A 25,990-nucleotide genomic window follows, 5' to 3' on the forward strand; every position below is an offset into this window, starting at 1 on the left:
ATGAAAAAGGTAATTCAAGGAGGTACTATCATCAACGAAGGCCGGCAATTTCAGGCCGATCTGGTCATCGAAGGGGGAAAGATTACCCAAATCCTGGCTCAGGCTCCGGAAACACTGCTTCAGGAAGCTCAGGTAATCGATGCCAGCCATTGTTTCGTTATTCCGGGGGTAATCGACGATCAGGTGCATTTTCGGGAACCCGGACTGACCCATAAAGGAAACATCGGGGAAGGAAGCCGTGCCGCTGCCGCCGGAGGTGTTACTTCTTTTATGGATATGCCCAATGTCGTGCCGCCAACCACTACCTTGCAATTGCTGGAAGAGAAACAGGAGATTGCCGGCAGGACTTCATTAGTCAACTATTCTTTTTATCTGGGAGCTACAACGGATAATATCGGTGAAATAAAACGTGTCGATCCCCGTACCACTTGCGGTATAAAAGCTTTTATGGGTTCCTCGACGGGAAATATGTTGATAGATAGTATTCCGGCTTTGGAACGTTTGTTTGCAGAGTCGCCTTTGCTGATTGCCACCCATTGTGAGGATACGCCCACCATCAACCATAATTTAGCTCTTTACAAAGCAAAATACGGAGACGATATTCCACCACAATATCATCCGCTTATCCGTAGCCGTGAGGCTTGTCTGAAAAGCTCCGCCTTGGCCGCTTCATTGGCCCGGAAATACAATAGCCGCTTGCATATTCTGCATTTGAGTACTGCCGACGAGTTGACTCTGCTCGATAGCGGAAAACGGTTGGAGAAAAAAATCACCGGCGAAGCCTGTGTACATCATCTTTGGTTCAACGACGAGGCTTATCTGACCAAAGGGAATTTCGTGAAATGGAATCCGGCCATCAAAACCGAAGCCGATCGCCAGGCCCTTTTGGAAGCAGTGAATCAGGGCGTCATCGATGTGATCGCAACAGACCATGCCCCCCATACCCTGTCCGAAAAAAACGGTCCATACACCAAAGCCGCCAGCGGTGGCCCTATGGTCCAACACTCTTTGACGGTAATGTTGGAATTAGCCGAACGCGGTATGATCTCTATGGAAAAAATAGTCGAAGGCATGTGCCATGCCCCCGCCGAATTGTTCCGAATCGAAAACCGGGGATTTATCCGCGAAGGCTATCAGGCCGATCTTTGTATTTTCCGGAAAGCCCCCTGGACGGTAACAAAAGAAAATATTCTCTATCAATGTGGCTGGTCGCCCCTGGAAAACCAAACGTTCACCTATAAAGTACAAACGACGCTGGTAAACGGACATGTCGTATACGATAAAGGAGATTTTTATACCGACCGTACAGGCGAACGACTCACTTTTAAACGGTAAGTACCCGTATCGGATGTGAACAATTAAACCAAATACGTCAGAAAACAGGCAGACAATAGTAATACAAACACCAGATTGCTGAATAAAGCGGTCCGGCAGCAAATAAAATACTGGGCATATAAAAAAGAAAGAGGGACGGCAAACATATACATAAAATCATAATAATTGCCGGGAATAATCACAAACGTCAAGGACAGGAATATCATCATAGATACCAGCGAAAGAATGCCACGCCGCTGATTGACGATCATCAGGGAATAACGGGCCGACAGGTTTGTCAAAGCAATGATCAGCACCAATACGATCATCCCCAGCCGCACCAGATCGATTACAGGCAGACGATGTATATGTTCACCGACCATCAGGTTATCCGTAAAAATAGCCGGCAACAATTCCAAACGATCCGTCCAGAAATAATAAAAAGCAATAAACAGAACCGGCGTCAGAATTCCCAACCACAAAGCCACAATATCCTTCAAGGTAGAACGGCCCGAAAAGAACAAGACCCCGAAAGCCCAAGCGATCAACAGGATAAACTTCGGATAAATAGCAACGGACAGGGCGATTAGAAAACCGAAATCATACAGTGCACCATTACTTTTCGTATCATTGATCGCCATCTGCAATTTCCATACAGCGACCGTCACGATAAAAACAGCGATCAGGAGGTAGTCAAAACCGACATTGACCATAATGCCCGACGTCAGCAGGATATAAATAAGTGAAGGCAAGGTCGTCGTTTGTCCCAGCAATTTAAACCGTTCACTCAGAAAAAAGATCAGATAGGCCACCCCCAACACCATGACAAAGCCGATTGCCGATAACCAGGATTTATCCAGCTGATTGATATAAGCCATATTGATGACTCCCTTCACCTGCACCGATTGGAGAGACTCCAGAGAGAAATACCCACTAAGAAAAGCGATTGCCATTACAAGGAATGGCAATACAAAAAGCATATATAACCGTCTGGATTTTAAAAACTCATTCATACCGGTATTTCCCCGCAATCATTCAATTTATTTCTTCTCCCCCTTTAACCTCAAGCTTTTAGCTTATAGCCTCTAGCTTTTAGCTTATAGCCTCTAGCTTTTTACCTTTTACTTCTATCAAATCCTGCCCGATATCCCTACGGTAACTCATATCTTTGAAAGACAGTCTTGCCACGTTAGCATAAGATTGTTTCAGCGCCTGTTCCATCTGTGTTCCGAAAGAGCTCACAGCCATCACCCGTCCGCCATTAGTCAGGATCTGTCCATCAGCTTCTTTTGTTCCGGCATGGAATACAATACTCCCTTCGATATTATCGAGTCCGGTAATCACATTCCCCTTCTCATAACTTCCGGGATATCCTCCGGCCACCAACATCACCGTCGTGCAATAGCGTTCGTCCAGTTCGAATGCCGAATCGGCCAGTTTCCCCAAAGCCGTCGCTTCGAACAGTTCGAGGATATCGGTCTTCAGACGGGGCATGACCACCTCGGTCTCAGGATCTCCCATCCGGACATTATATTCGATGACAGCAGGGTCTCCTCCCTTATTCATCAATCCGAAAAAGATAAATCCCCGGTAGTCGATTCCATCTTTCTTCAAGCCCTCGACAGTCGGGCGCACAATTCTTTCCTCTACCTTCCGGTTAAACTCTTCATCGGCAAAAGGCACAGGCGAAACAGCTCCCATTCCTCCGGTATTCAATCCGGTATCCCCTTCTCCTACTCTCTTATAATCTTTGGCAGATCCCAATATTTTATAATCTTTACCATCGGTAATAGCAAACACTGAGATCTCTATTCCATGCAAAAACTCTTCGATCACCACCCGGCTACTCGCTTTGCCGAACTTCCCACCCAGCATCTCTTCCAGTTCCCGCTGAGCTTCCTCCAATTCCGGAAGGATCAACACTCCCTTACCGGCAGCCAACCCATCGGCTTTCAGTACATAAGGCGGACGAAGAGTAGCTAAAAACTGCTGTCCTTCCTTCACCCGATCGGGAGTCACCGTCATATATCCCGCAGTAGGAATACCATGCCGGATCATAAATTGTTTGGCAAAATCTTTACTGCCTTCCAGAATAGCACCGTCCTTACCGGGACCCACAATCATCAATCCCCCGAAACGGGAATCGGCTTCCAGAAAATCACGTATTCCTTCCACCAGCGGATCCTCAGGACCTACCACGAGCAGATCGATCTGTTTATCCTGAATAAAATCACCGATAGCCCTGAAATCGGTCACTGCAAGACTGACATTTTCAGCCAACTGGGCTGTCCCTGCATTCCCCGGAGCCACATAAAGTTTTCCCAATTTCGGACTTTGAACTATTTTCCACGCCAGCGCATGTTCACGCCCTCCGCTTCCCAATAACAAGACTTTCATATGAGTATCTATTTTTTATTATGCAAAAATAATAAAGATTTCTCTCTTCACTACTGATTATCTATCGTATAATTAAAAAAGCGGTTAAACTTGTACATTTTACGAAACACTGCATCCACTTTCTGTAGTAAATCGTCGCTCTCGAACCAGGCTTCCGGCTTTACACTCATCACATCATAATGCTTATGTTTTAGTAAATCGGCCTCCGGGAAATCGGCAGGGAAAGGAGCCGGAACTTTCTTTAATTTATCATCGGTATCCAATTCAGGAAATTCGGCAATAAATTCAGGTTCCCGGATAATCGAAGTAAACTCTTCGATATTTTCATAGATATCCTGCCTGATCCGTTTCAACAAAGCCGGTTCCGGACAATAACACCCCCCGCCCAACATACAACACCCCGGTTGGAGGTGGATATAATACCCACAACGTCCGCTGTTACGTCCCCGCCAACCACAGATATAAGCGGCAAAATGATCTTTATAAGGACGCTTATCCGGCGAAAAGCGGATATCCCGGTAAATCCGGTATACACAATCCTTCGCTTTCAGATTCTTCACTTCCTCATCCCAAACCGCAGTTTGTGCAATCAATCGGTCTACCAATTCATCGAACCCCTCTTTCAATTTCTGATAACGGGGTTTCTGACCGGCAAACCATTCCCGGTCATTATTTTCCTGTAACTCCCGCAAAAAAGTCAGTATATCTCTAATCAACCCTTTCATCTTTTTCCTCCTCTCTCTCGCTTAAACTTATCAGCCTATAGCCTTTAGCCTCCCAGCCTTTAGCTTATAGCTTTTAGCTTATAGCTTTTAGCCTTTAGCTTATAGCTTTTAGCCTTTAGCTTTTTACTTTTAACCTTTTACTTCCCCCCCCTCACGCAATGTTTCATCTCGAAAGGTATTTCCATCGACAATTCCATAAACCCCATAAATTCTCCTTCCACATACCAAGGCGTCTGATAAATCAGTTTTTTTACCCCTTTCTTCTCGATAGTATAAACATTGGTCCGGGGATTTTGTAACATATCGGCCAACAGGGAATGAGCCGGCTCGGGATGGCAATCCAACACATTTTTACCGATCAGATCCTCCTGTCCGGGCTTTAAAAATGTCTTACGCGACTTATCGTTCATTTCCAAAATCTTCCCTTCTTTGTCACATATCGTGACTGCCAGGTTAACCTCTTTAAAATAATCCATCTTCTATCGTTTAAAAGTTAAACTATAATTTCCATTATTTACCGGAACGGATTTCCTATTCTCTCAGTAACAACACCGTCCCCTGCGTCGTTTCAGGAACTCCCGACTCATTATTATCTCCGGTCCAGACCTCGGCATCCCCGAAGATCGCTTCTGCACGCCAGATATACATTCCCTGCGGCATTCGTTCGCCCTTGAGGTTACAGCCATCCCAACCTTCCGAAGGCCGACCGTTTTCCAGGGCTCGGGTTTCCCAAATCTTATTTCCGTATTGATCGAAAATCTGTAGCCTATAACGGGCTAGTCCCATCCCGATCCCGTTAAAACGGTTGATCTTCGGATTCTGACTATGCGGAATAAAAGTATTCGGGAAATACAATCCTTTGATCAATACCCGATGTTCCATAATCGCCGTATCCCGGCATCCATATACATTCTCTACCACTAGTTCGGCCCGATACATCCCCTGCTCCCCGAATTCCACCGTCTGATCGCCGAAAGCATGGAAGGTCCCCTTATCAGGTAAATTCCAGATACAGTCCGAACATTCTTCCGAAAGATTGATAAAGGTCACTTTTTGAGGATTTCCTTTTTCCACCTTTTTGTCCAATAACGCCCTGGGTTTATTAGGAACAACTACTCCCCGCAGGTATTCCGATTTACATCCCTTATCCGTTTCGGCATATATCATCACCCGGAAACGCTGAACCGTATCGGATTCATTTACATACCAATGCTCCCTCGCCGAAGTCAGTCCCGACCGATCCCCATAATCCCACATCAGATAAGCCTCTCCGGTAATCTCCGGCTGGTACAGATAAGGCGAACATTGGATAGTATCTACCGGCTCGATCGTCAGGATCGGTTTGTTATAAACGACCACTTCCTTCATGACCGAATCAGTACACTGATTTATCTCGGCAGAAACTCCGATAACCGTTACCGGAAAGGTACCGTATCCTTCGTACACATACCTCAGGCTATCCTTGTTTCCTGTCTGTCCATCTCCCAATTTCCAGGTCACCTGTTTCAGTTCCTGATCTGAATTTACGACAAAGGTAAATGTATCCGCCTCACAAAGATAATCTTCACTTTTGATTTCCAAGTGCGGTAAAGGATAAATTATTACAGGCGAAGAAATCGTATCCCACCCGCAGCCGTTGTCTATCTTCAGTTTCACCAGATAAGTACCTTGCTTATCGTATTTATGTCGTGGGCTCCAGACGGTATCCCGACTACCGTCCCCGAAATTCCAATAGGTATTCAGGATAGTAGACACGGTGTCCGTAGAATTATTCCGGAATAAGATTTCCTGATTTACACAGGCGTAAGGATTGTCCAAAGGCGTAAAATGAGCACTGATCTGCCGGGGTTTCACAAGCAGGGTATCGGTATACTCATCCACATCACAACGATTCTCAGCCCGTAAAGTAATAAAATAGCTGGTAGCGGCTTCATCTGTCGTAAATTCATGCTCCGGATTACGGATGTCCGTTTCTCCGGCCACTTCTCCTGTTCGTGAATTGGTAAAAGTCCAGTTGAATACACAATTATTTCCGGTAGTCGTATTCTGCAATTCCAAAAATACCGGCGAACATTCCCATTCATGCATCAAAGCAAAAGAAACTTTCGGAGCCGAGAATACAGTAATCGTCGTATCGTAGCTCACGGTATCACAAACGTTGCTTACTGTCATCCGGGCAACAAAGGTCGTATCCCAGCTCCCGGCCGGATAAGGCTTCGGCACGATAGGCATCAAGGTGTCGGTCTTCGTCCCATCACCATAATCCCAATGAAAAGTCAGGTAATTATGATCGCTCTTATAGGTATCGGGATCGACCGTAAAGAGGCCCTCGAAAGGAGCACACCCCTGTAAAGTATCGACATCGAAAAAAGGTGGAGGCGGCAAATTAATAATCTCGATACGGGTAGCTTCGGAAGTATCCCGGCATCCATAAACCGACTGAGCCATACAAATAACATCCCGATAACCGTACATGTCATAACTATGCAGGATCTCGTTGTCCGATATCCCATGAGGCGTATCGTCGCCGAATATCCATTCGAATGTATTCCCGTCAGACTGAGCGGGTGTAAACAACACATCCGTATGGATACAACTCTGAGGAGCCACCGTAAAATCGGTCGACGGCAAAGGATGTACCCGCATCACCGCTGAATCCCGGTTCATACATCCATGGTTATCCGTATAATAATACAACAATTGAAAATCCCCCGGAACAGTCGGAGTAAACAAATGTCCCGCCAACACGTCTTGACCCGATTTCCAATCTCCTCTGTTGGGTTGCCATACCTGCCCCGCTGCCGAATCTCTTCCCACCAGAGTCACCGGTGGGTTGTTCAGACACATCTTCAAGGAATCACCGGCTTCTACATAAGGTAACGGCCATATCCGCATATTCATCGTATCCCGGGCGATACAAGCCCCGTTCCGGTAATGATACACCAATCCGATATCTTTTTGCGCATAGGGATCGAAGCCCGGATAAAAATAACTATTTCCCCGCTCGGTATACAACACTTCAGCCGCTTCGGGAATTGCAGGATCTTTCAACGTCCACCAGCCCCCTTCCGGCTGTGCACGAAGAATCCGGGCCTCTGCCAGTTCACAGATCGTATCATCCGGCAATGGGATCACAGGAATAAATTTATCGACCTTCACCTGAAAAACAGCCTGTCCCGGTGTTTTACAACGATTTTTATATGCTGCGACTACGGTATAATCACAGGTTTTGAAATCGATATCCGGATAATAAGATTTTAAATCCGTTCCATTCACCAGTGTATATCCCTCGGAAGCATAACCTTGATTCGCAGTGATCGTCCAATGTACCTGTTGTATTTTGTCGTTCCGCTGATCGACTTCTACCCGCTCTCTCCCGATAAAATGAAAAGGTTCACACTGATCTGCAATATCCCCGATCCTGACCCGGGGAATGGCAAATGCCTTGATCCGGAATACCGAATCGTCGTCGTGATGACAACCGTTGGAAACCGCTAACCGTACATCGTAGTCTCCCGGCTCCGAGAACAAAAGTTTCGGAGATTTACTGTTCGTATCCCCCTCGGCAAAACTTACCCCCTGCTGAGGTGTAACCGTCCAGGTATAAGCCAGGGAATCCCCCTCCGAAAGATTATTCAGGGTAATCACAAACGGATCGGGATCATCCGTACAACCGACAGAATCTTTACCTACAGAAAAGCTAGCCTGCTGTTCGGTCCTGAGCACATTGACTTCGGTCAGAAACTCCTGTTTTCCCGCATCCGCACATTTCGAAAAAACCTCGAGTTTAAGCTCATAATGCCCATTATCATTGAATAATATCCCCGGGAAATCGGTATTTTCCCGATCTCCGCTCCTCCAGGACCATCCCACTTCCGGAGTAATGGTCCATTTCGAAGTAAGGGCTGAATTCCGGGTATCCACCCATTTCAGATAATCGGACATTTCCACGGGAATACCGTCTCCGGCACAGACCCGTTTCATATATGATGTCAATTCGATATCGGGGATACCATGCACCACCACCCTGAACTCTTTTGTCACAGGCGATTTACACGTACTACGGGTAACTACTTTCACCCGGTATTCCCCATATTTTGTAAACCGGATCGAAGGAGCCTTCTGTCTGCTTCCCACAGCCGGATCGATAACCTGGCCGTCCTGCATATATTCATATCCCTGCTCTACGTCGCTAACCACCTCCCATTCCCAGCTGAGCGCACCGGCTTCTTCCTGCATTGTATTTTCAAAAACGACAATTTCCTGCTCACAAATATCGGCAACCGAAGGATTTCCCGCAACAGGTGTTTTTATGACAATATCCCCGTAAACATCCGGATCATAAATATGGTATACCGCCTCAGCCATCGGATCGGTAGCCGGACATCCCGCATGAGGTAAAGTTGCTTTCACCGTATAATATCCGGGACGTTTAAATTCCACCCGAGGAATCAGACTCGTCAACCCCTCCGCACCCAGTTCATAATCTCCCGGCTGGTCCGTGCCGTCCTGCCGATAAATCTGCCAGGTTACCTGTGGGGTATTATTATACCATACAAACGTAGTATCACCCGAAAGGACAAAACCGGCAGGACAAGAAACCGTATCTTCCAATACTACTTCCGGATTTTTTTTCACCCGGATTCGTAAAGTCCGCGACACGGTATCACAAAATCCGAAAACCGTACCGGTTACTTCATAGGTTCCCCATTTCTTAAAAGTGATCGGAGCAACCTTTTCCGTATTCCCCTTTAGAAACTCACAATCCTCTGCCGTCCCCCCCTGAGGTTCCCCTGTCTCCGGGATAGTCACTTCCCAGTTATAAGCCAGCTCTAAACTTTCAGGATCCTTTTCCGATGCCGAATTGGTAAAGATAAGCATCCCACCTTCGCATACTTCATCCCGGTTGTCCTTCTCTTTGACAGTAACATCCAAACCTGAAATCCGGACCTTCAATTCTCCGGTCAATTCTTTCCGGGTCAAAATACCTCCATGCTCATCCTTTTCCGGACACCCCACCTCCGGCAAAGTGACCTTATAGGTATATTTTCCCGATTCCTGAAAATGAATCTTCGGCTCCGGCGAATCGGACGAAGTTCCGTCCACAAAGTCCACTCTATCCGGAGTAAACTCCCAATGTGCTTCGGGCACATGATTATACCATTCGTAAAAAATACACAACTCCGTATTCAATACATCCCAGGGACAGATTTCTGTCGGAAAATCGGCCAAGAAAATAGTCGGATCTTTCCTGACATGTACCCGGAAAGAAATGCGTTTCGAGTTACAAGGGACAGACAACGAGTCGGTCACTTCAAAGTCTCCATACCCATTGAACCTGATCCGAGGTCCGGCAGAAGTCGGAGAACCGGCCAGGTATTCAACATTCCAGGCCGGATCGTATAATTCTGTCGTAATCGGCTTAACCGTCCAAAAATGTTCTAATCCCTCTCCGTTGGAATGATTCTCAAAACTAACCGTTTCGCCGTCACAAATCGAGATGTTGTCTCCGACAGGGGCAGGTGTCGGAACAATATTGTCGGTAATCGCAGGATCATCGATTTTCAACTCTTTATGGATCGTCAACTTGGAGGGATCACCACAAAGCACACCGCCTACCGAAGCTCCTTTCAAAGTCAAGGAAACCTCATAGGTTGCACCAGCCTGCAAATAAACCTGCGGATATTCTTTATCCGCCTCATAACCGGGTAAAAAATCTACCGTACCGGTCATTCCTGCCTTAGGTTCGATTTTCCAGACTGCTTCTTTCGGGTTTCCATTCCAATAGAGACGGAAATAATTCTCCAAATTCACCAAAGCTTTCCCCGTAGCAAGATCAGGACATAAAGACACCGGCCAGGTAACCTCCACAATCTCGGGATCCTTCCGTACGATAATAGTCGTATCTTTTACATTTTGAGGACATTCGTTTGTCAAAGTCAGTGCAACCACGTATTCCCCGTAGCCGTTGAACTGAATGACCGGATTCTCCGACTTCTCGCTAGTGCCGTTTATAAAAACAAAATCATTTGTCTGCCTACCGGTAACATTCCAATAATACTGTGGATTTTCCCCTTTAGAATGGTCGGTAAATACAACACTTTCGCCCGAACAGACGGTATCCCTATCGACTGTAAAACCGACTTCCGGCGATTGTATCACACTGATCACTTTTACGATTGTATCGTTGGAACATTCCAGCCCCCCTGTAGAAGCGATCAAGCGTACTTCATATTCTCCCGGCGTATCGAATATCACCTGAGGATATTTTTCGAACACAGAAGGTTTATCTCCAAATTTCCAGATATATTCTGCTATTGTATTACAGTAAACATCCCGTCCTTCAATCGTACGGTTTATTACCTGAACAGGATAACCGGTACACCCCGGGGCTACGAAATCAAAAGCCGCTTCCGGGGGAATAACCACGGCCGTTGTCACGGTCGTCTGTAAAGGTAACATGTAGTCCGAACACTCGTTCCGAGCCTCCAATTCCACCGTTATCGGGCAATTATCGGTCTGAAAAGTATGTTTCACCGATCCCATTGTTTTCATCATCTCTGCCTGTGTTAAAGTCGTATCACGCCCATCTCCGAAATTCACGACATAAACGGTACCGGAAGTCTGTTTATCATAATCGATAATTTTTATTTCAGACTCCATACCGTAACAAGTACCTTTTTCATTCACTTTCAATGCGACATCCGGCTTATTCAGCCGAAGTACATCATAGTTTTTTTCGAGTACTTTATTGCCATCCGATGAAGTCCAGGAAAATTTCAGTTTAAACACTTTGAATTCCCTATAAACATGCTCCATCGTCTCTTCGGTTCCCCATTCTTCGACAGCAGAGCCATCTCCCCAATCTACTTTAAAAGTTCCTTTTTTGAAGCCCTCATGCACACATTGATTGTAAACCGTCAACTTTTGTCCGTTCACAGCATCTCCATTACACAACTTAAACCCGCCGGGATCGACCAATTTCAAATCGTCCTGAGTCTGGGCATAACCACCTACTGCCGAGCACAAAACAGTAAGTAGTAAAGCTAAGCGGTATATCCCTTTTCTGCATTTTTTCTGATTTTTCATATCTGATCCTTTTTATTCGCCTGTGATCGGCGGATTTTAAAAATGAAAAGCCTTATTCTTCCGTTTCATTCTGGCTCTCTTACTATTGTTCGGCGAATTATCGAAACGCTGGATGCAACGTTTGGGAACTATCCTGTAATACCAATGCAACGATAAAGAATGACTGGTATTTTGATACATCGTCCCTTGATGGGTCGGGACTTCACAGGTATAACCGATCTTCCATCCGGAATCACGTCCTCCCGGAATATTCACTCCTAAATGTACTAACAAGGTACCTACCTGCAATCCTTCGAATTGATCCCCCCGGACCCCCAGACCGATCAGTCCGAAACGCTCTTCCTCCCAGCAAACTCCGAATTGTAAATTCCGCATAACCGACTGCACATCGATCATTACGTACGGAGAAAGCACTGTATTGATCTGATTCCCTAAAGCAAAAGGATGTGCATACGAAACATATCCCGAATACCGGCGATTCAACAGATTTTCTTCGGAAGAAGCAGACCCGTGTTCGGATAAAAACGACTGAGTGGATTCTATGATATGATATACAGAAAACCCATACTCCAAACTAGCCACCCCATGCCAGGCCACATTGAAATCGGTCTGACCGTAAATACCGGCGGCCATATCGAATATCGTCACTTTATCGGCATAAAAACTCATCAACTCAGGGGAGATATCCAAAATCTGACCGTAAAAAGGATCGAACTGATCTCCCAGTGTCAACTTCGAGGGATCCACGCTTTTACAATATAGGCTAGGTTGCAGACCGACCTGCAACACCGTAGAACGTGACAGTTTCACCCGGGCCGACAAGGCGGCAGCAAACAGCTGGGTCACATACATCACCGAACTTTCCTGATCGCGTTGATAAAACAGAGAGAGACCTCCCAAGCCGAAAGTCCTTTTCTCCTGAAAGGCATAATCTGCCGAAACAAAATAAGACCTGAAATCCAACGGCTTACTCCAATATGACCGTTGCATACCGATATTCACACCCGCTAATCCATCAAAACCTGAATAGGCCGGATTATTAAAAGATTTCCACATAAATGGATGAGATACCTTCGTATCCTGCGCCTGTAAACGGACAGACACCACCAGTAACAAAAATGTCACCGATATTATTAATCGAATACCCACACACATTAATTTTTCATGAATAATGAATCGTGACAAATTTAGCTTTTTTACAACTCCTTTCAAATTAATCACTTTAATTTATTCCTTTGTAAAAAAAACAAAAAATCATTTTTTTTCTGATGAAATTTTGTCACTTTCAAAAAAAGCCATATCTTTGCATCGCTTTTGAGAAATATTCCTTAGTAGCTCAGTTGGTTAGAGCGGCGGACTGTTAATCCGTAGGTCGTAGGTTCAAGTCCTACCTGAGGAGCGGAGTTCTTTACTTCAAAAGTGATTCCTTAGTAGCTCAGTTGGTTAGAGCGGCGGACTGTTAATCCGTAGGTCGTAGGTTCAAGTCCTACCTGAGGAGCAAAAAGCCACTATTAAGGTGGCTTTTTTAGTTTTTTCCGAAAATGGGACGAAAGGTCCGTCCCGGCGTTCCTTTTTCAAACTTTTGAAACCCTTGTAACCCTTATAACTGCTGAAATTCTTTCCCCTCTTTCCATTTTATCCATTGTTCCCGCTTTTACATATTTTAACCCCCTAATTCCTTACAATTGTTTATATTTGGTGCGTTATTGTTAATTGTGCGCATCTTCGAATTATTAAACAAGTTTTAAAGTAATGCCAGAAATTACATTAGAAGAATACGAACTGATGAATCGTATTCTCTCAGATACTCGCACTGGATGGTGGAAAGCAGATTACCGACTCCAGACCTATTTTTTTTCAAAACAGATAATGGAATTGACTGGTTTACCATCCGATCGATTGTCTTTTGCAGATTTTCTGAACAGGATCCGTACCGATTTCCGTTTCCGGATCGGTGAAGAAATCGCAACTTTAGAACAACCTTACGTCTACGATATGACCTTCCCGATTCTTTGCCCGAAAGGAGAAATTTGGATTCATATCAAAAAACTTCATCAGGAAAAAAATGCGCATGGCGATTCTATTATCACAGGCTCGATACAGATCGTCGATAGTCCGGAAACGACCAAATCCGAGCAAGCAGCTGCATTAAGGATAAATAATCTCTTGTATCAGCTCAATAATATTTCATATACCTTACTGTCTTTTCTGCAAAACAACAATACATCCGAAATCATTAATAAAATCTTGCAGGATATTCTTCAGGTATTCAAGGCAGGACGGGCATATATCATCGAATACGATTCCGAAATCAAAACACAGACTTGTACTTTTGAAGTAGTAGATAACAATATAGAGAAGGAACAGACACTGATCACCGACCTGGCGACCACCGATAATGTCTGGTGGACCGAACAAATCATGTCGGGACATTCTATCGTCTTATCCACTCTGGACGACTTACCGGAAGAAGCTGCTTCCGAAAAAGAATTTTTAGCTTTACAATCGATAAAATCACTTATCGTCGTACCTCTGGTGTCTCCTCAGGGAGCTTGGGGATATGTAGGAATCGACGTGGTTGAAGATTTTCATCAGTGGAGCGATGAAGATTGTCAATGGTTTACTTCCCTGGTCAATATCATCAATATTTACATAGAGCTTCAAAAATCCCGGCAAGAGGCACAAACCGAAAGGGATTATCTGCAAAATCTATACAAACATATGCCATTGGGCTATCTACGTGCCCGGATTCTTTACGATCAACAACAAAATCCCGTAGACCTGTTGTTTACCGACGCCAATCTGGCTGCTAAAAAAATCACCGGAAAATCAAACTTCAACGGTCTTCGGGCCAGCTCGCTAGGCTTGGATTTTTCATCCAATCTCCTCCAATTAACAACACTGTCACCCAACAAGGATTATCTGGACGATACCCATTTTGTCAGCAGAATCAATAAATATTTTCATTTCATTTCCTACATGACCCGTCCCGACGAAGTCATCTATCTGTTTTCAGATATAACGGAAACTTTCAATACTCATCAGGCTTTGGACCGCAGTGAAAAAATTCTGCGTAATATTTACGACAATTTACCGGCCGGAATTGAACTTTACGACAAAAACGGTTTCCTGATAGACCTGAATACCAAAGATATGGAAATTTTCGGAATCGCTAACAAAGAGACGGTACTAGGAGTCAATTTGTTCGAAAATCCGAATCTTCCTTTACATATTATCGAAGCGTTGCGCCGTAAAGAAGCCATTACTTTCCGCATCAAATATCCTCTCTCTACAATCAAAAATTATTATTCATCGAAGAAAAACGGTCTTCTTGAAATATACACAACTGCAACAGAACTCTACGACTCTCAGGGAAATCTGATCAATTACCTGTTAATCAATATCGACAATACCGAAATCACACAAGTATATAGCCAACTGGCAGAATTCGAAAGTTCGTTCTCTATGGTCAGCAAATTCGGCAAAATCGGATATTGTAGATTCGACATCTGGACACGTACCGGCTATGGGATCCCTCAATGGTATTATAATCTGGGAGAAGAAGCAACGACGCCCCTCTCTGAAATCATCGGTGTATACAAACATGTACACCCTGAAGACCGGGATTATATCCTGAAGTCCATCCAGCAAATGAAAGCCGGAGTAATCGAAAGCTTTTTCAAAGACTTGAGAATCACCACTGCCGAAGGCAACAAATGGACGCGGATCAATGTAATCCGTAACACAATGAACGATGATCCCCAAAAGCTGGACATGATCTGTGTCAATTATGATGTCACCGAATTGAAAGAAACCGAACAACGCCTGATCGAAGCCAAAGAGCGGGCAGAAGAAAGTGATCGTTTGAAATCTGCTTTCCTCGCTAACATGAGCCATGAAATCCGGACACCCCTAAATGCAATCGTCGGTTTCTCCGATTTGTTGGCCGAGTCGGACGACCGGGAAGAACGTTTCGGTTATTTGAAGATTGTACAAGAAAATAATGAATTGTTACTACAATTGATTTCAGATATCCTCGATCTTTCTAAAATTGAAGCAGGGACTTTCAAATTTATCAACGACCGGGTAAATGTTTATCAACTCTGCAATGAGATTGTCCGGTCTTACAGTATCAAGATTAAAAATCATCAAGTCAAATTGATATTCGATGAACAATCCCCGGTTTATTACATAACCAGTGACAAAAACAGGGTGATTCAGGTACTCTCGAATTTCATCAACAATGCGCTGAAATTTACTTCACAAGGTACGATTACACTGGGATATGAACTCTTGCCGAATCATGAACTCAAACTCTATGTCTGTGATACCGGCCAAGGCATTGCCGAAGAAAAACAAAAAGTCATATTCGACCGTTTCGTCAAATTAAATACTTTCGTTCAAGGTACAGGTTTAGGATTATCGATTTGCAAAAGTCTGGTAAAACAAATGGGAGGACAAATCGGTGTAAACTCCAAAGAGGGCGAAGGGTCTTGCTTTTGGTTCACCCATCCGATCTCCTTGACTCAAACAGAGAAAAAACGGAATAATCCTGAAAATTAAAGATTTTTTGTAATTTTACCTGTTTTAGTAGGTGCAATAAGACTATATTTTTATATCTCATTTATAAACTTAAACAAAAGTATAATGTATTAAACTGATAAAAGAACAGTAATTACCCTCGATGCCGGAGGGACTAATTTTGTTTTCGGAGCTATCCGGGGCAATCAGGATGTGATCAAACCGATTTCTCTTCCTTCCAATTCACATGATTTGGGTCAATGCCTGGAAACGTTGGAAAGAGGATTTCGGGAAGTAATCAACGCTCTGGATGAAAAACCGGTAGCCATCAGCTTTGCTTTCCCCGGTCCGGCCGACTATCCCAACGGAATCATCGGCGGTTATCTGCCTAACTTCCCTTCTTTCCGGGATGGGGTTGCCCTCGGTCCTTTTTTGGAAGACAAATTCGGGATACCTGTATTTATCAACAACGACGCAGATTTATTTGCTTACGGGGAGGCACTTGCCGGAGCATTGCCCGAAATCAACTCCAAACTGGAACGTCTGAACAGTGCCAAACGCTATAAAAATTTATTGGGATATACCTGGGGAACCGGATTCGGATTCGGATTTACCGTCAACGGACAAATGCACATCGGAGATAACTCTTGTGTGGAGACTTTCTGCCTGAGAAATAAAAAATACCCCGACGTGATCTGTGAAGATGGTGTGGCGATCCATGCTTTAAAACGTGAATATGCCAAAAATTCCGGAGATACCGATCACAACCTCGAACCCAAAGATATGTTCGATATCGCAGAAGGGACCCGGGAGGGGAATCGGGAAGCCGTCCTAAAAACTTTTGAAGACTACGGAGAAATCGCCGGAGATGCTATGGCAACCGCAGCAACACTGATCGACGGCCTGATCGTCATCGGCGGCGGAATTACCGCAGCCCGTAAATATATCATGCCTGCTTTATTAAAAGAAATGAGGGGACAACTACAACGCATGAACGGTGAAACCATTAGCCGGCTTCAGTTTAAAGTATACGACCTGGATGATTTCAATGAATTCGTCGAATTTGCCAAAGGAGGGTCCCGCGAACTGAAAATATACGGAACCGATAAATCAGTAGTCTACGACCCTATGAAACGCATCGGTATCACCATCTCAAAACTGGGTGCCAGCCGTGCCATCTCACTCGGAGCATACGCCTTCGCTTTACAACAAATCGATAGACAGGAGTGAAGAGTTGAGAGAGTTAAAAGAGTTGCTGAGTTGCTGAGTTGCTGAGTTGCTGAGTTGCTGAGTTGCTGAGTTACTGAGTTACTGAGTTACTGAGTTATTGAGTTGAAAGAGATACTGAGTTGAAAAGAGTTGATGAATGACTAAATTGCCATGCTGTTGATCTGGGAAAATTTGTGAAAGGAAGGTAAATTTAAGTATTATTTGAATCATTCTGTTATTGGGATTAAATAATCGGTATCTAAAAAATTCTTCTGATCCAACCATCTATACCCCTTCAACTCTTTCAACTCTATAACTCAACAACTCAGTAACTCAGCAACTCAGCAACTCTTTTAACTCAACAACTCTCTTCCCCCTCCTTTTTAATTTTTACATTATCCAATCGGTATTCAAGTGCCTTCACCGATATCAGTAACTCACGGATAGAGATAGCGAGAGAAATCACCAACAAGAGTAAAGCCACTCCGAAGGTATATACAGCAACCAATTGCCATCCCACATAGATAAACAGCGTACAAACCACGCACAACAGCAAGCTGGATACTCCGAAAATTTGCATCGAGCGAGCCATATACAACCTTTTCCGCAAATTGTCGATCTGCCGTTGTGCCATAGGGGTCGGATTTTGTTCGTGTTCTGTTTTCAAGCTCCTGATCACCGATGCATAAGCCAAAAAACGATTCGTATAAGCCAACATAATCAACGAAATCGCCGAGAACAAAATCGAAGGTGTCGTCAGGGTCAGTTCTTCCATAAAATTTACGGTGAAAACAGGTAAAAACAGATAAAACGGGAAAACAGTTCTCTTGTTCCCGTTTTATCTATCGTTACCTTTTATAATGAATAATGCAATAACCATTTCCGTTCTTCAGGCCCATTACTACCGGCAGGATAGAAAGTTAACCCTTTGGCCGGATCTTTGGCCCATTCTTTCAGGATTGGATCGATAAAACGCCAGCTTAATTCCAGGGCATCCGTGCGGGTATACAAAGTAGAATCCCCTTGCATCGCATCCAGCAACAAACGCTCGTAAGCATTAGCAATATAGGTATTACACAACGAATCATAAGCGAAATTCATGCTCACCTGTTTAACTTCGAAGAACGATCCCGGAACTTTCAACCCGAATTTCAACGAAATACTTTCCGGCGAATCCACTTTCAGTATCAACTCATTACAAGAAGAACGGGGACAAATTCCGCTGAACAAACGATGCGGAACATTCTTGAAATGAATCACGATTTCAGACCGGGATTCTTGCATGCGTTTCCCCGTATAAAAATAGAAAGGTACCCCTCCCCAACGCCAATTATCTATAAAAAAGCGCATAGCGATATACGTCTCTGTCGTAGAATCCGCCGCAACTCCATTTTCCTCCCGGTAGCCGACCACACTCTCCTCTCCTGCTTTTCCGGCAATATACTGTCCCCGAATCACATCATTGGGTGACAGGGGATGCAAAGCCCTGAACACCTTCGCCACTTCATCGCGCATCAGGTTGGCATCGAAAGCCGAAGGAGCTTCCATAGCAACGAACCCCATCAACTGCATCAGGTGATTTTGTATCATATCCCGCAATGCTCCGGCCCCTTCATAATATTTTCCCCGGTTTTCTACCCCTAATTTTTCAGCCGCATAAATTTCGATAGAATCGATGTAATTCCGATTCCACAACGACTCGAAAATCTGGTTGGCAAACCGAAGCACGAGTATATTCTGTACCGTCTCTTTCCCCAGGAAATGATCGATCCGGTAAATATCTTCTTCGTCGAAGATCGAACACAGTTGTTTATTCAGTGCTTGTGCCGTTTCCAAACTGCTCCCGAAAGGTTTCTCGACGATAATCCGCCTCCAACCTCCTTCTTCCGACGCTTTATTCAATTTACTTTTACGCAGCGCTTCTGCAATCGGGCCATATTTTTGCGGTGGAGTCGCCAGGTAAAAAATCAGATGATCCGGAATATCTTTTGCTTTCCGTAATTCGGCAATCTTCTCAACCAGCAAATGATACTCGGCCGCTTCATCCGAATTGAATCCTAAATAATGTACCCTTTCCAGAAAAGCATCCAATTGTTTAGCCTCAGGATGTTTCCCTTTCAAAAAAGCCTTCAGATTATCTTTCTGCTGTATCCGGAATTCCTCATCCGAGAAAGGAGTCCTCGCAACACCTAAAATCACAAAATTTTCAGGCAGCATATCCCGAGCAAACAACTCATACAACGAAGGCAATAATTTACGTTTCGTCAAATCTCCGGAAGCCCCGAAAATGACCAATATTTGTCCATCTGGTTTTATCATAATCCTCGATTAATAACTTTTAAACTTCATCTACTAAGCATTATAAGTTCCTGAAACATTCCCTCCCGTTTCATTCCAATCGGTATGGAAAAATTGTCCTCTCTCCATATCTGTCCTTTCATACGTATGAGCACCGAAATAATCCCGTTGCGCCTGAATCAGATTTGCAGAAGAACGTTCTGTCCGCAAACCGTCGAAATATGTCAAAGCGGCAGCCATGCAAGGAATCGGAATGCCACTCAACAGACAGTCGGCCGTAATCTTTCTCCATGCAGGCAAAGCCTCGAGTATTCGGTTTCGGAAAAAATCGTCGAAAAGTAAGTTTTCCAAACCGGGTAAAGCGTGATAAGCCCGGGTAATTTGCTCCAGAAAAACGGAACGGATAATACAGCCCTTCCGCCAAATTTTAGCCAACATGCCGTAATCTAAATTCCATTGATAATGCTCGGAAGCTTTTTTCAACAAAGAGAATCCCTGTGCATAAGAAATCAATTTCGAAGCATATAGGGCGTGTCGCAATAAATCCGGTAAACCGGCATGTTCATGAATATCATTATTTTCACTTCGATACAGAGCCGACGCCTTCGAGCGTTCGTCGGCCATGGCCGAGAGGAAACGGGCATGTACCGCCTCTGTGATCAAAGTCAACGGATCGCTTTCCTCAAGAGCAGCTTCGGCAGTCCACTTACCGGTACCCTTTTGTCCGGCAATATCCAAAATACGATCCAGTAAATATCCTCCGTCCGTATCTCTTACCCGGCAAATATCGGCCGTAATTCCAATCAGATAACTATTGAGTTCCCCTTTATTCCATCCGGCAAAAATATCGGCAATCTCGTCATTCTCCAACTGTCCGTATTTCCGCAACATAAAATAACTCTCAGCGATCAATTGCATATCTCCGTACTCGATTCCATTATGCACCATTTTTACATAATGCCCGGCCCCACCGCTTCCTATCCATTCACAACAAGGCGTACCGTCATCCAATTTGGCAGCGATCCCCTGCAGTAAATCCTTCACCAGCGGCCAGGCTGCCGGAGAACCGCCTGGCATTACCGAGGGGCCTGTCAAAGCTCCGATTTCTCCACCCGAAATCCCCGTTCCCACATAAAGCATTCCCCGGGCCTCCACCTCTTTCACCCGCCGTTCCGTGTCCCTAAAATCGGAATTTCCTCCATCGATAATGACATCTCCCGGCTCGAGATGAGGTAACAATTCCTGAATCATCTCATCGACCGGAGCTCCGGCCCGGATCATCATCATCACCTTCCTCGGCCGCTTCAGGGAAGCAACTAACTCCGGAATCGAGTAAGTAGCGATAAAATGTTTACCTGCACCACGGCCACGAAGAAAACGATCGACCACATTTTCTTTCCCGGGATGTAAACGGTTAAATACCGAAACTGTAAATCCCTTACTCTCGAAGTTGAGTGCCAGGTTTTCCCCCATCACTGCCAGGCCGATCAAACCAATATCAGATGTATGCATATAGATAATATTTATAAGTTTATATACGATATAAATAAGATTTTTATAAATATAAAGGAAATTTGCAAATATCGCCCCTTAGAAATTAAAAAAATATTGTTAAAACTCATTTTTCCCTCAACGGCCTATCCGAATTTTACGATAAAGAAAGCCCAAGGTTACTTTCACCCCGGACCTCCGAAACAGTCCTGGCACATAAAAAAAACGGTAACAACAGTCTGTATCCAGAACCGTTGTTACCGTCTCCTTTAGCGTTACCGTTATTTATTAGTAAAGACAATATGATCGTCTTTCACATCGATTACAATCTGGTTGTCTTTGGTAATCTTTTCTGCCAGAATCTGTTTAGACAGGTCGTTCAGCAAATTCCGCTGGATCACCCGTTTCACAGGCCGGGCACCGAATTGAGGGTCATACCCTTCCTGAGCTATCCATTCCACAGCTTTATCGGTAACCTCGATAGTAATACTGTTGTTAGCCAACATCTTCTGCAATGATTTCACTTGCAAGCGGACAATATCCACAATCTCGTTCTTCTGTAAGGGGGTAAACATAATCACCTCATCGATACGGTTGAGGAACTCCGGACGTATGGTTTGTTTCAGCAATTCATATACCTCATTATTGGTAGTCTCCAATACCTGATCACGGTTCTTCTCATTCAGGTCTTTCAATCTTTCCTGAATAATATGAGCGCCGATATTCGAAGTCATGATAACAATGGTATTTTTAAAATCTACAGTACGTCCTTTATTATCGGTCAAACGACCATCGTCGAGCACTTGCAGCAGGATATTGAACACATCGGGATGTGCTTTCTCGATCTCATCCAACAGCACCACCGAATAAGGTTTCCGCCGTACTGCTTCGGTCAACTGTCCACCTTCGTCATATCCGATATATCCCGGAGGAGCTCCGATCAATCGGGATACAGAGTGTTTCTCCTGGTATTCCGACATATCGATACGGGTCATCTGCGTCTCATCGTCGAATAAAAACTCTGCCAATGCCTTCGCTAACTCGGTTTTACCCACTCCGGTAGTTCCCAGGAAGATAAATGACCCGATCGGCCGACGGGCATCCTGTAACCCTGCCCTATTTCGCCGGACAGCATCGGCCAAAGCAGCGATAGCCACTTCTTGCCCCACTACCCGCTTATGCAATTCCTCTTCCAAATGTAATAACTTCGTCCGCTCACTTTGCATCATCCGGTTGACTGGAATACCTGTCCATTTCGAAACTACAGCAGCGATATCGTCGGAGGTCACCTCTTCACGGATCAGGGATTCACCATGTTTCATATCGGCTAATTTTTTCTTAACCACCTCGATCCGTTGTTCGGCTTCCTTGATTTTACCGTAACGCAATTCGGCCACCTTACCATAGTCACCCTCCCGCTCTGCACGACTTGCTTCGAATTTATACTGTTCGATAGCATCCTTATTTTTCTGTATCTCATCAATCAGAGAACGCTCAGACTCCCATTGTGCCCTGAGTTTTGTACGTTCATCGTTCAAATCGGCCAATTCTTTCTGGATATCCGACAATTTTTTGCTGGTTCCTTCCCGTTTCAGGGCTTCCTTCTCGATTTCCAATTGCTGGATCTTCCGGTCGAGTTCATCGATTTCTTCCGGCACCGAATTCATCTCTAGCCGCAATTTGGCTGCAGCCTCATCGACCAGGTCGATAGCCTTATCCGGGAGGAAACGATCGGAAATATACCGGTGGGACAATTCCACTGAAGCGATAATCGCATCGTCGGTAATTCTCACCTTATGGTGATTTTCATATTTCTCTTTCAGCCCCCTCATAATACTGATAGCACTCATCACATCCGGTTCGTCGATCATCACCTTCTGGAAACGACGCTCCAACGCTTTGTCCTGTTCGAAATACTTCTGATATTCATTCAGGGTCGTCGCTCCGATAGCTCTCAGATCACCACGTGCCAAAGCCGGTTTCAAAATATTGGCAGCATCCATAGCACCTTCCGACTTTCCGGCTCCGACCAAAGTATGAATCTCATCGATAAATAAGATAATCTCGCCTTCGGAAGCCAGCACTTCGTTGACCACTGCCTTCAAACGCTCTTCGAATTCACCTTTATATTTAGCTCCGGCGATCAATGCACCCATATCCAGCGAAAAAATCTGTTTCGAAGCCAGATTGGAAGGGACATCCCCATTCACAATACGCTGTGCCAATCCTTCGGCAATCGCTGTTTTACCTACACCCGGTTCACCGATCAGTATCGGATTATTCTTCGTACGGCGTGATAAAATCTGCAACACCCGCCGTATCTCATCGTCCCGCCCGATCACCGGATCTAATTTACCGTTCCGTGCACGTTCGTTCAAATTTATAGCATACCGCCCCAAGGCATCATAACTCTCTTCTGCCGATTGAGAGTTGACTTTCGATCCTTTCCGAAGCTCCGCAATCGCTTCTTTGGTCTCTTTCTCTGTCAAACCGCTATCTTTCAACAATTGAGCCACCTGATCCCGGTTATCCAGTAATCCCAATAAGATGTGTTCCAGCGAAATATACTGGTCACCCATGTCTTTCGCCAAACGGGTCGCCTTCTCCAGCGCTTTGTTACTATCCGGCGATAAGTATACTTCTCCGCCCGAAACCCTGGGATAGCTATCGATAATCCGGTCGAGTGCCGATAACAGATTATGGCTATTGACGCCCAGTTTATTGAAAATAAAATGAGTAACATTCTCACCGACATTGATCACGGCTTTCAATAAATGCCCGGTCTCGATGGCCTGTTGCCCTTTACTCTGCGCAAGCTGTACTGCATTTTGCAAAGCCTCCTGCGACTTGATCGTATAATTATTTGTATTCATTGTCTATCTCTCCTTTCACTTATAGAGGATTACAAATCTTATACCGATTCTCCGAATGAAAGGTTTCAGCAAATTTTTTATCATTATTTTGTCAAATTGACACAATCAATGCAAATATTCAAGACAAAACGACAGCCTTTAAACCAATAGAACAAAATGACCGGCCTACTGTCTTCCTTGATCCGGCCCGACAATTTATCCGGGTTTTATACTGTCAGACCGGGTCCCCGAACACGAACACCTCCGCCTAACGTTATTACTGAATCGTAGATTAGTCTTGATTTAAGAAAGATTATTCTCACTGGAAATAATCCGGAGAGTCCAGCTTTCTATTGCTGCAAATTTCCGCTTATATTTTCTTGGCCGATTAGCTCTGCCGTGAAATGAAGGGTTTTATGCCGGAAGACCATTCCTTGCAAGTCTCCCAAAACAAAATAATCCCGATAAAGTAAAGACAAGTCCTTTACATTATTCCTCCAATATACACGCATCTCCTATAATCGTTACCGCAATCTCAAAACCAGTAGTAAAATAACGCGACTGTCCGTCTCCGACATACACTTACATCCTGCCCGCCGAATACCGGAAAAATTTACTGAAAGAACCCGAAGAATAATTATCTCTTATTTTAACCTTTTTTCAGTTGGAAAACACATAAGAAATAATATTCGCCCCCATCCGCAAGGCTTCCTGCCGCCTGTTTTCAGGATCGTTATGCACTTCAGGGTCTTCCCAGCCATCTCCCAGGTCGGTTTCGAGAGTAAATAAAACCACCAATCTTCCCTCTTTTACGATGCCCAAAGCTTGCGGCCGTTTCGCATCGTGCTCATGAATTTTGGGCAATCCCTGCGAAAATTTATATTTCTGATTAAAAATCGGATGTTCCCAGGGAATCTCAACCAATTCATCCTCAGGAAACACTTTTTTCATTTCCCGCCGGAAGGCCTGAGCCAACCCATAATTATCGTCTGCATGTAAAAAACCACCCCCCAACAAATACTCCCGGAGATTATGGGCTTCCACCTCTGTAAAAACAACATTTCCATGCCCCGTCATATGCACATAGGGATAATTGAAAATATCCCGGCTTCCCGGTTCGACAGTGGCCGGCTCTTTAGCCAGATCCGTTCCTAATTTATCGTTACAGAAACGGATCAGATTAGGCAGAGAAGTCGGATTGGCATACCAATCGCCTCCTCCTTTATATTTCAACAGAGCCAGTTTCGTTTTAGTTTCCTGGCTCCACAACCAGCGAGGCACAAACACAAACAAAACGATCAAAAACACCACTTTCCAAAGATGCTCCATATGTTCAGATTTAAACGCGATTCATAAAATCGATACTATGGCAAGCCACAATCCCCGCCGTCTCAGTCCGCAACCGGCTCGTCCCTAAAGTCACAGGCACAAAACCGTGGTGCCGGGCCAATACCACTTCTTCTTCCGAAAAATCTCCTTCAGGTCCGATCAGTATAACCACATCTTCCCCCGGCCGATACACTTCATCCAAGCGTTTTTTATCCCCTTCATTACAGTGGGCGATAAATTTATGGGGCTCCCGGCAAGAAGTAACCAACTGCCGGAAATCGGTCATCGGATTCAGCCGGGGCAAATAGGCTTTCAAAGACTGTTTCATCGCCGCCACAATCACTTTTTCCAGCCGTTCTTCTTTCACAACCTTCCGTTCGGAATGAGCTGCATGCAATAAGGTAATCTCATCGATCCCCATCTCGGTACATTTTTCCAGCATCCATTCGATGCGGTCTATATTCTTCGTCGGAGCCACAGCCAAATGCAGGTGAAAATTGCGCCGGCCGTATAGTTCCCGCCGATCCGTAATCCTGATTTCACATCCCCGCACTTCCGCCCGTTCGATAACTCCCTCATACCAAGTTCCTTTCCCATCCACCAACGAAACCGCTTCTCCGGCCCCCAACCTCAATACCCGTACACAATGTCTGGATTCATCCGCATTCAACGTATAAATATCCCCTTCGATATCCGGCGTATAAAATAAATGCATAACAACGATTAAATTTATCCGACAAAACTACATGTTTTCAACCATCAAAC

At 44.7% G+C, this 25,990-nt stretch carries 15 protein-coding genes and 2 tRNA genes; 5 read left to right on the forward strand and 12 right to left on the reverse strand.

Annotated elements, in window-relative coordinates:
* Positions 1–1,335 (forward strand): dihydroorotase, encoded by a 1,335-nt coding sequence (locus ODOSP_RS10950; protein WP_013612371.1) that lies wholly within the window; start codon positions 1–3, stop codon positions 1,333–1,335.
* A gap of 23 nt (positions 1,336–1,358) precedes the next feature.
* On the opposite strand, the gene ODOSP_RS10955 is transcribed toward ODOSP_RS10950, so the two are convergent.
* From ODOSP_RS10955 to ODOSP_RS10980, 6 genes are all read right to left on the reverse strand, one after another.
* Positions 1,359–2,327, reverse strand: a complete 969-nt coding sequence (locus tag ODOSP_RS10955) for a DUF6427 family protein (protein ID WP_167535995.1) — start codon at positions 2,325–2,327, stop codon at positions 1,359–1,361.
* A 79-nt stretch (positions 2,328–2,406) separates the two neighbouring features.
* On the reverse strand, positions 2,407–3,711 hold the full coding sequence (gene purD / locus ODOSP_RS10960) for a phosphoribosylamine--glycine ligase (RefSeq protein WP_013612373.1): 1,305 nt from the start codon (positions 3,709–3,711) through the stop codon (positions 2,407–2,409).
* Between the two features lie 50 nt (positions 3,712–3,761).
* Positions 3,762–4,436: a DUF2461 domain-containing protein gene (locus tag ODOSP_RS10965; protein WP_013612374.1), complete on the reverse strand. Its 675-nt coding sequence runs from the start codon at positions 4,434–4,436 to the stop codon at positions 3,762–3,764.
* A gap of 137 nt (positions 4,437–4,573) precedes the next feature.
* Positions 4,574–4,912 (reverse strand): hypothetical protein, encoded by a 339-nt coding sequence (locus tag ODOSP_RS10970; protein ID WP_013612375.1) that lies wholly within the window; start codon positions 4,910–4,912, stop codon positions 4,574–4,576.
* Between the two features lie 55 nt (positions 4,913–4,967).
* A complete protein-coding gene (locus tag ODOSP_RS10975; protein ID WP_013612376.1) occupies positions 4,968–11,525 on the reverse strand; it encodes a PKD domain-containing protein in 6,558 nt (2,185 codons plus the stop codon).
* 36 nt (positions 11,526–11,561) lie between these two features.
* A complete protein-coding gene (locus ODOSP_RS10980; protein ID WP_157741843.1) occupies positions 11,562–12,650 on the reverse strand; it encodes a PorP/SprF family type IX secretion system membrane protein in 1,089 nt (362 codons plus the stop codon).
* A 200-nt stretch (positions 12,651–12,850) separates the two neighbouring features.
* Between ODOSP_RS10980 and ODOSP_RS10985 the strand changes: the two genes are divergently transcribed.
* From ODOSP_RS10985 to ODOSP_RS11000, 4 genes are all read left to right on the forward strand, one after another.
* Positions 12,851–12,924: transfer RNA gene (locus ODOSP_RS10985), tRNA-Asn, on the forward strand.
* A 25-nt stretch (positions 12,925–12,949) separates the two neighbouring features.
* Positions 12,950–13,023 (forward strand) — tRNA-Asn (locus ODOSP_RS10990).
* A 254-nt stretch (positions 13,024–13,277) separates the two neighbouring features.
* A complete protein-coding gene (locus ODOSP_RS10995; RefSeq protein WP_013612378.1) occupies positions 13,278–16,088 on the forward strand; it encodes a sensor histidine kinase in 2,811 nt (936 codons plus the stop codon).
* Positions 16,089–16,199: 111 nt separating this feature from the next.
* Positions 16,200–17,276, forward strand: coding sequence for an ROK family protein (locus tag ODOSP_RS11000; RefSeq protein WP_228026244.1), 1,077 nt, complete (start codon positions 16,200–16,202; stop codon positions 17,274–17,276).
* Between the two features lie 337 nt (positions 17,277–17,613).
* Here the strand turns inward: ODOSP_RS11000 and ODOSP_RS11005 are convergent, their stop codons facing one another.
* The 6 genes from ODOSP_RS11005 to ODOSP_RS11035 all read right to left on the reverse strand — a co-directional run bounded on the left by ODOSP_RS11005 (position 17,614) and on the right by ODOSP_RS11035 (position 25,940).
* On the reverse strand, positions 17,614–18,030 hold the full coding sequence (locus ODOSP_RS11005; RefSeq protein ID WP_013612380.1) for a DUF2721 domain-containing protein: 417 nt from the start codon (positions 18,028–18,030) through the stop codon (positions 17,614–17,616).
* A gap of 80 nt (positions 18,031–18,110) precedes the next feature.
* A complete protein-coding gene (zwf, locus tag ODOSP_RS11010; protein WP_013612381.1) occupies positions 18,111–19,574 on the reverse strand; it encodes a glucose-6-phosphate dehydrogenase in 1,464 nt (487 codons plus the stop codon).
* Positions 19,575–19,607: 33 nt separating this feature from the next.
* On the reverse strand, positions 19,608–21,065 hold the full coding sequence (gene gnd, locus ODOSP_RS11015; RefSeq protein WP_013612382.1) for a decarboxylating NADP(+)-dependent phosphogluconate dehydrogenase: 1,458 nt from the start codon (positions 21,063–21,065) through the stop codon (positions 19,608–19,610).
* Positions 21,066–21,325: 260 nt separating this feature from the next.
* Positions 21,326–23,917, reverse strand: a complete 2,592-nt coding sequence (clpB, locus tag ODOSP_RS11025; protein WP_013612383.1) for an ATP-dependent chaperone ClpB — start codon at positions 23,915–23,917, stop codon at positions 21,326–21,328.
* Positions 23,918–24,556: 639 nt separating this feature from the next.
* Positions 24,557–25,225, reverse strand: coding sequence for a DUF4159 domain-containing protein (locus tag ODOSP_RS11030; protein WP_013612385.1), 669 nt, complete (start codon positions 25,223–25,225; stop codon positions 24,557–24,559).
* Between the two features lie 10 nt (positions 25,226–25,235).
* Complete coding sequence (locus ODOSP_RS11035; RefSeq protein WP_013612386.1) at positions 25,236–25,940, reverse strand: 16S rRNA (uracil(1498)-N(3))-methyltransferase; 705 nt, start codon at positions 25,938–25,940, stop codon at positions 25,236–25,238.
* Positions 25,941–25,990 lie beyond the last annotated feature (50 nt).

It is taken from the genome of Odoribacter splanchnicus DSM 20712 (genome assembly GCF_000190535.1).
In the GTDB taxonomy this organism is placed as follows: Bacteria; Bacteroidota; Bacteroidia; order Bacteroidales; family Marinifilaceae; genus Odoribacter; species Odoribacter splanchnicus.

Excerpts from the sequence above, each read along its gene's own strand:
- ODOSP_RS10950 (WP_013612371.1), top strand. The coding sequence starts at position 1 with ATGAAAAAGGTAATTCAAGGAGGTACTATCATCAACGAAGGCCGGCAA.
- ODOSP_RS10955 (WP_167535995.1), bottom strand. The coding sequence starts at position 2,327 with ATGAATGAGTTTTTAAAATCCAGACGGTTATATATGCTTTTTGTATTG.
- purD (WP_013612373.1), bottom strand. The coding sequence starts at position 3,711 with ATGAAAGTCTTGTTATTGGGAAGCGGAGGGCGTGAACATGCGCTGGCG.
- ODOSP_RS10965 (WP_013612374.1), bottom strand. The coding sequence starts at position 4,436 with ATGAAAGGGTTGATTAGAGATATACTGACTTTTTTGCGGGAGTTACAG.
- ODOSP_RS10970 (WP_013612375.1), bottom strand. The coding sequence starts at position 4,912 with ATGGATTATTTTAAAGAGGTTAACCTGGCAGTCACGATATGTGACAAA.
- ODOSP_RS10975 (WP_013612376.1), bottom strand. The coding sequence starts at position 11,525 with ATGAAAAATCAGAAAAAATGCAGAAAAGGGATATACCGCTTAGCTTTA.
- ODOSP_RS10995 (WP_013612378.1), top strand. The coding sequence starts at position 13,278 with ATGCCAGAAATTACATTAGAAGAATACGAACTGATGAATCGTATTCTC.
- ODOSP_RS11005 (WP_013612380.1), bottom strand. The coding sequence starts at position 18,030 with ATGGAAGAACTGACCCTGACGACACCTTCGATTTTGTTCTCGGCGATT.
- zwf (WP_013612381.1), bottom strand. The coding sequence starts at position 19,574 with ATGATAAAACCAGATGGACAAATATTGGTCATTTTCGGGGCTTCCGGA.
- gnd (WP_013612382.1), bottom strand. The coding sequence starts at position 21,065 with ATGCATACATCTGATATTGGTTTGATCGGCCTGGCAGTGATGGGGGAA.
- clpB (WP_013612383.1), bottom strand. The coding sequence starts at position 23,917 with ATGAATACAAATAATTATACGATCAAGTCGCAGGAGGCTTTGCAAAAT.
- ODOSP_RS11030 (WP_013612385.1), bottom strand. The coding sequence starts at position 25,225 with ATGGAGCATCTTTGGAAAGTGGTGTTTTTGATCGTTTTGTTTGTGTTT.
- ODOSP_RS11035 (WP_013612386.1), bottom strand. The coding sequence starts at position 25,940 with ATGCATTTATTTTATACGCCGGATATCGAAGGGGATATTTATACGTTG.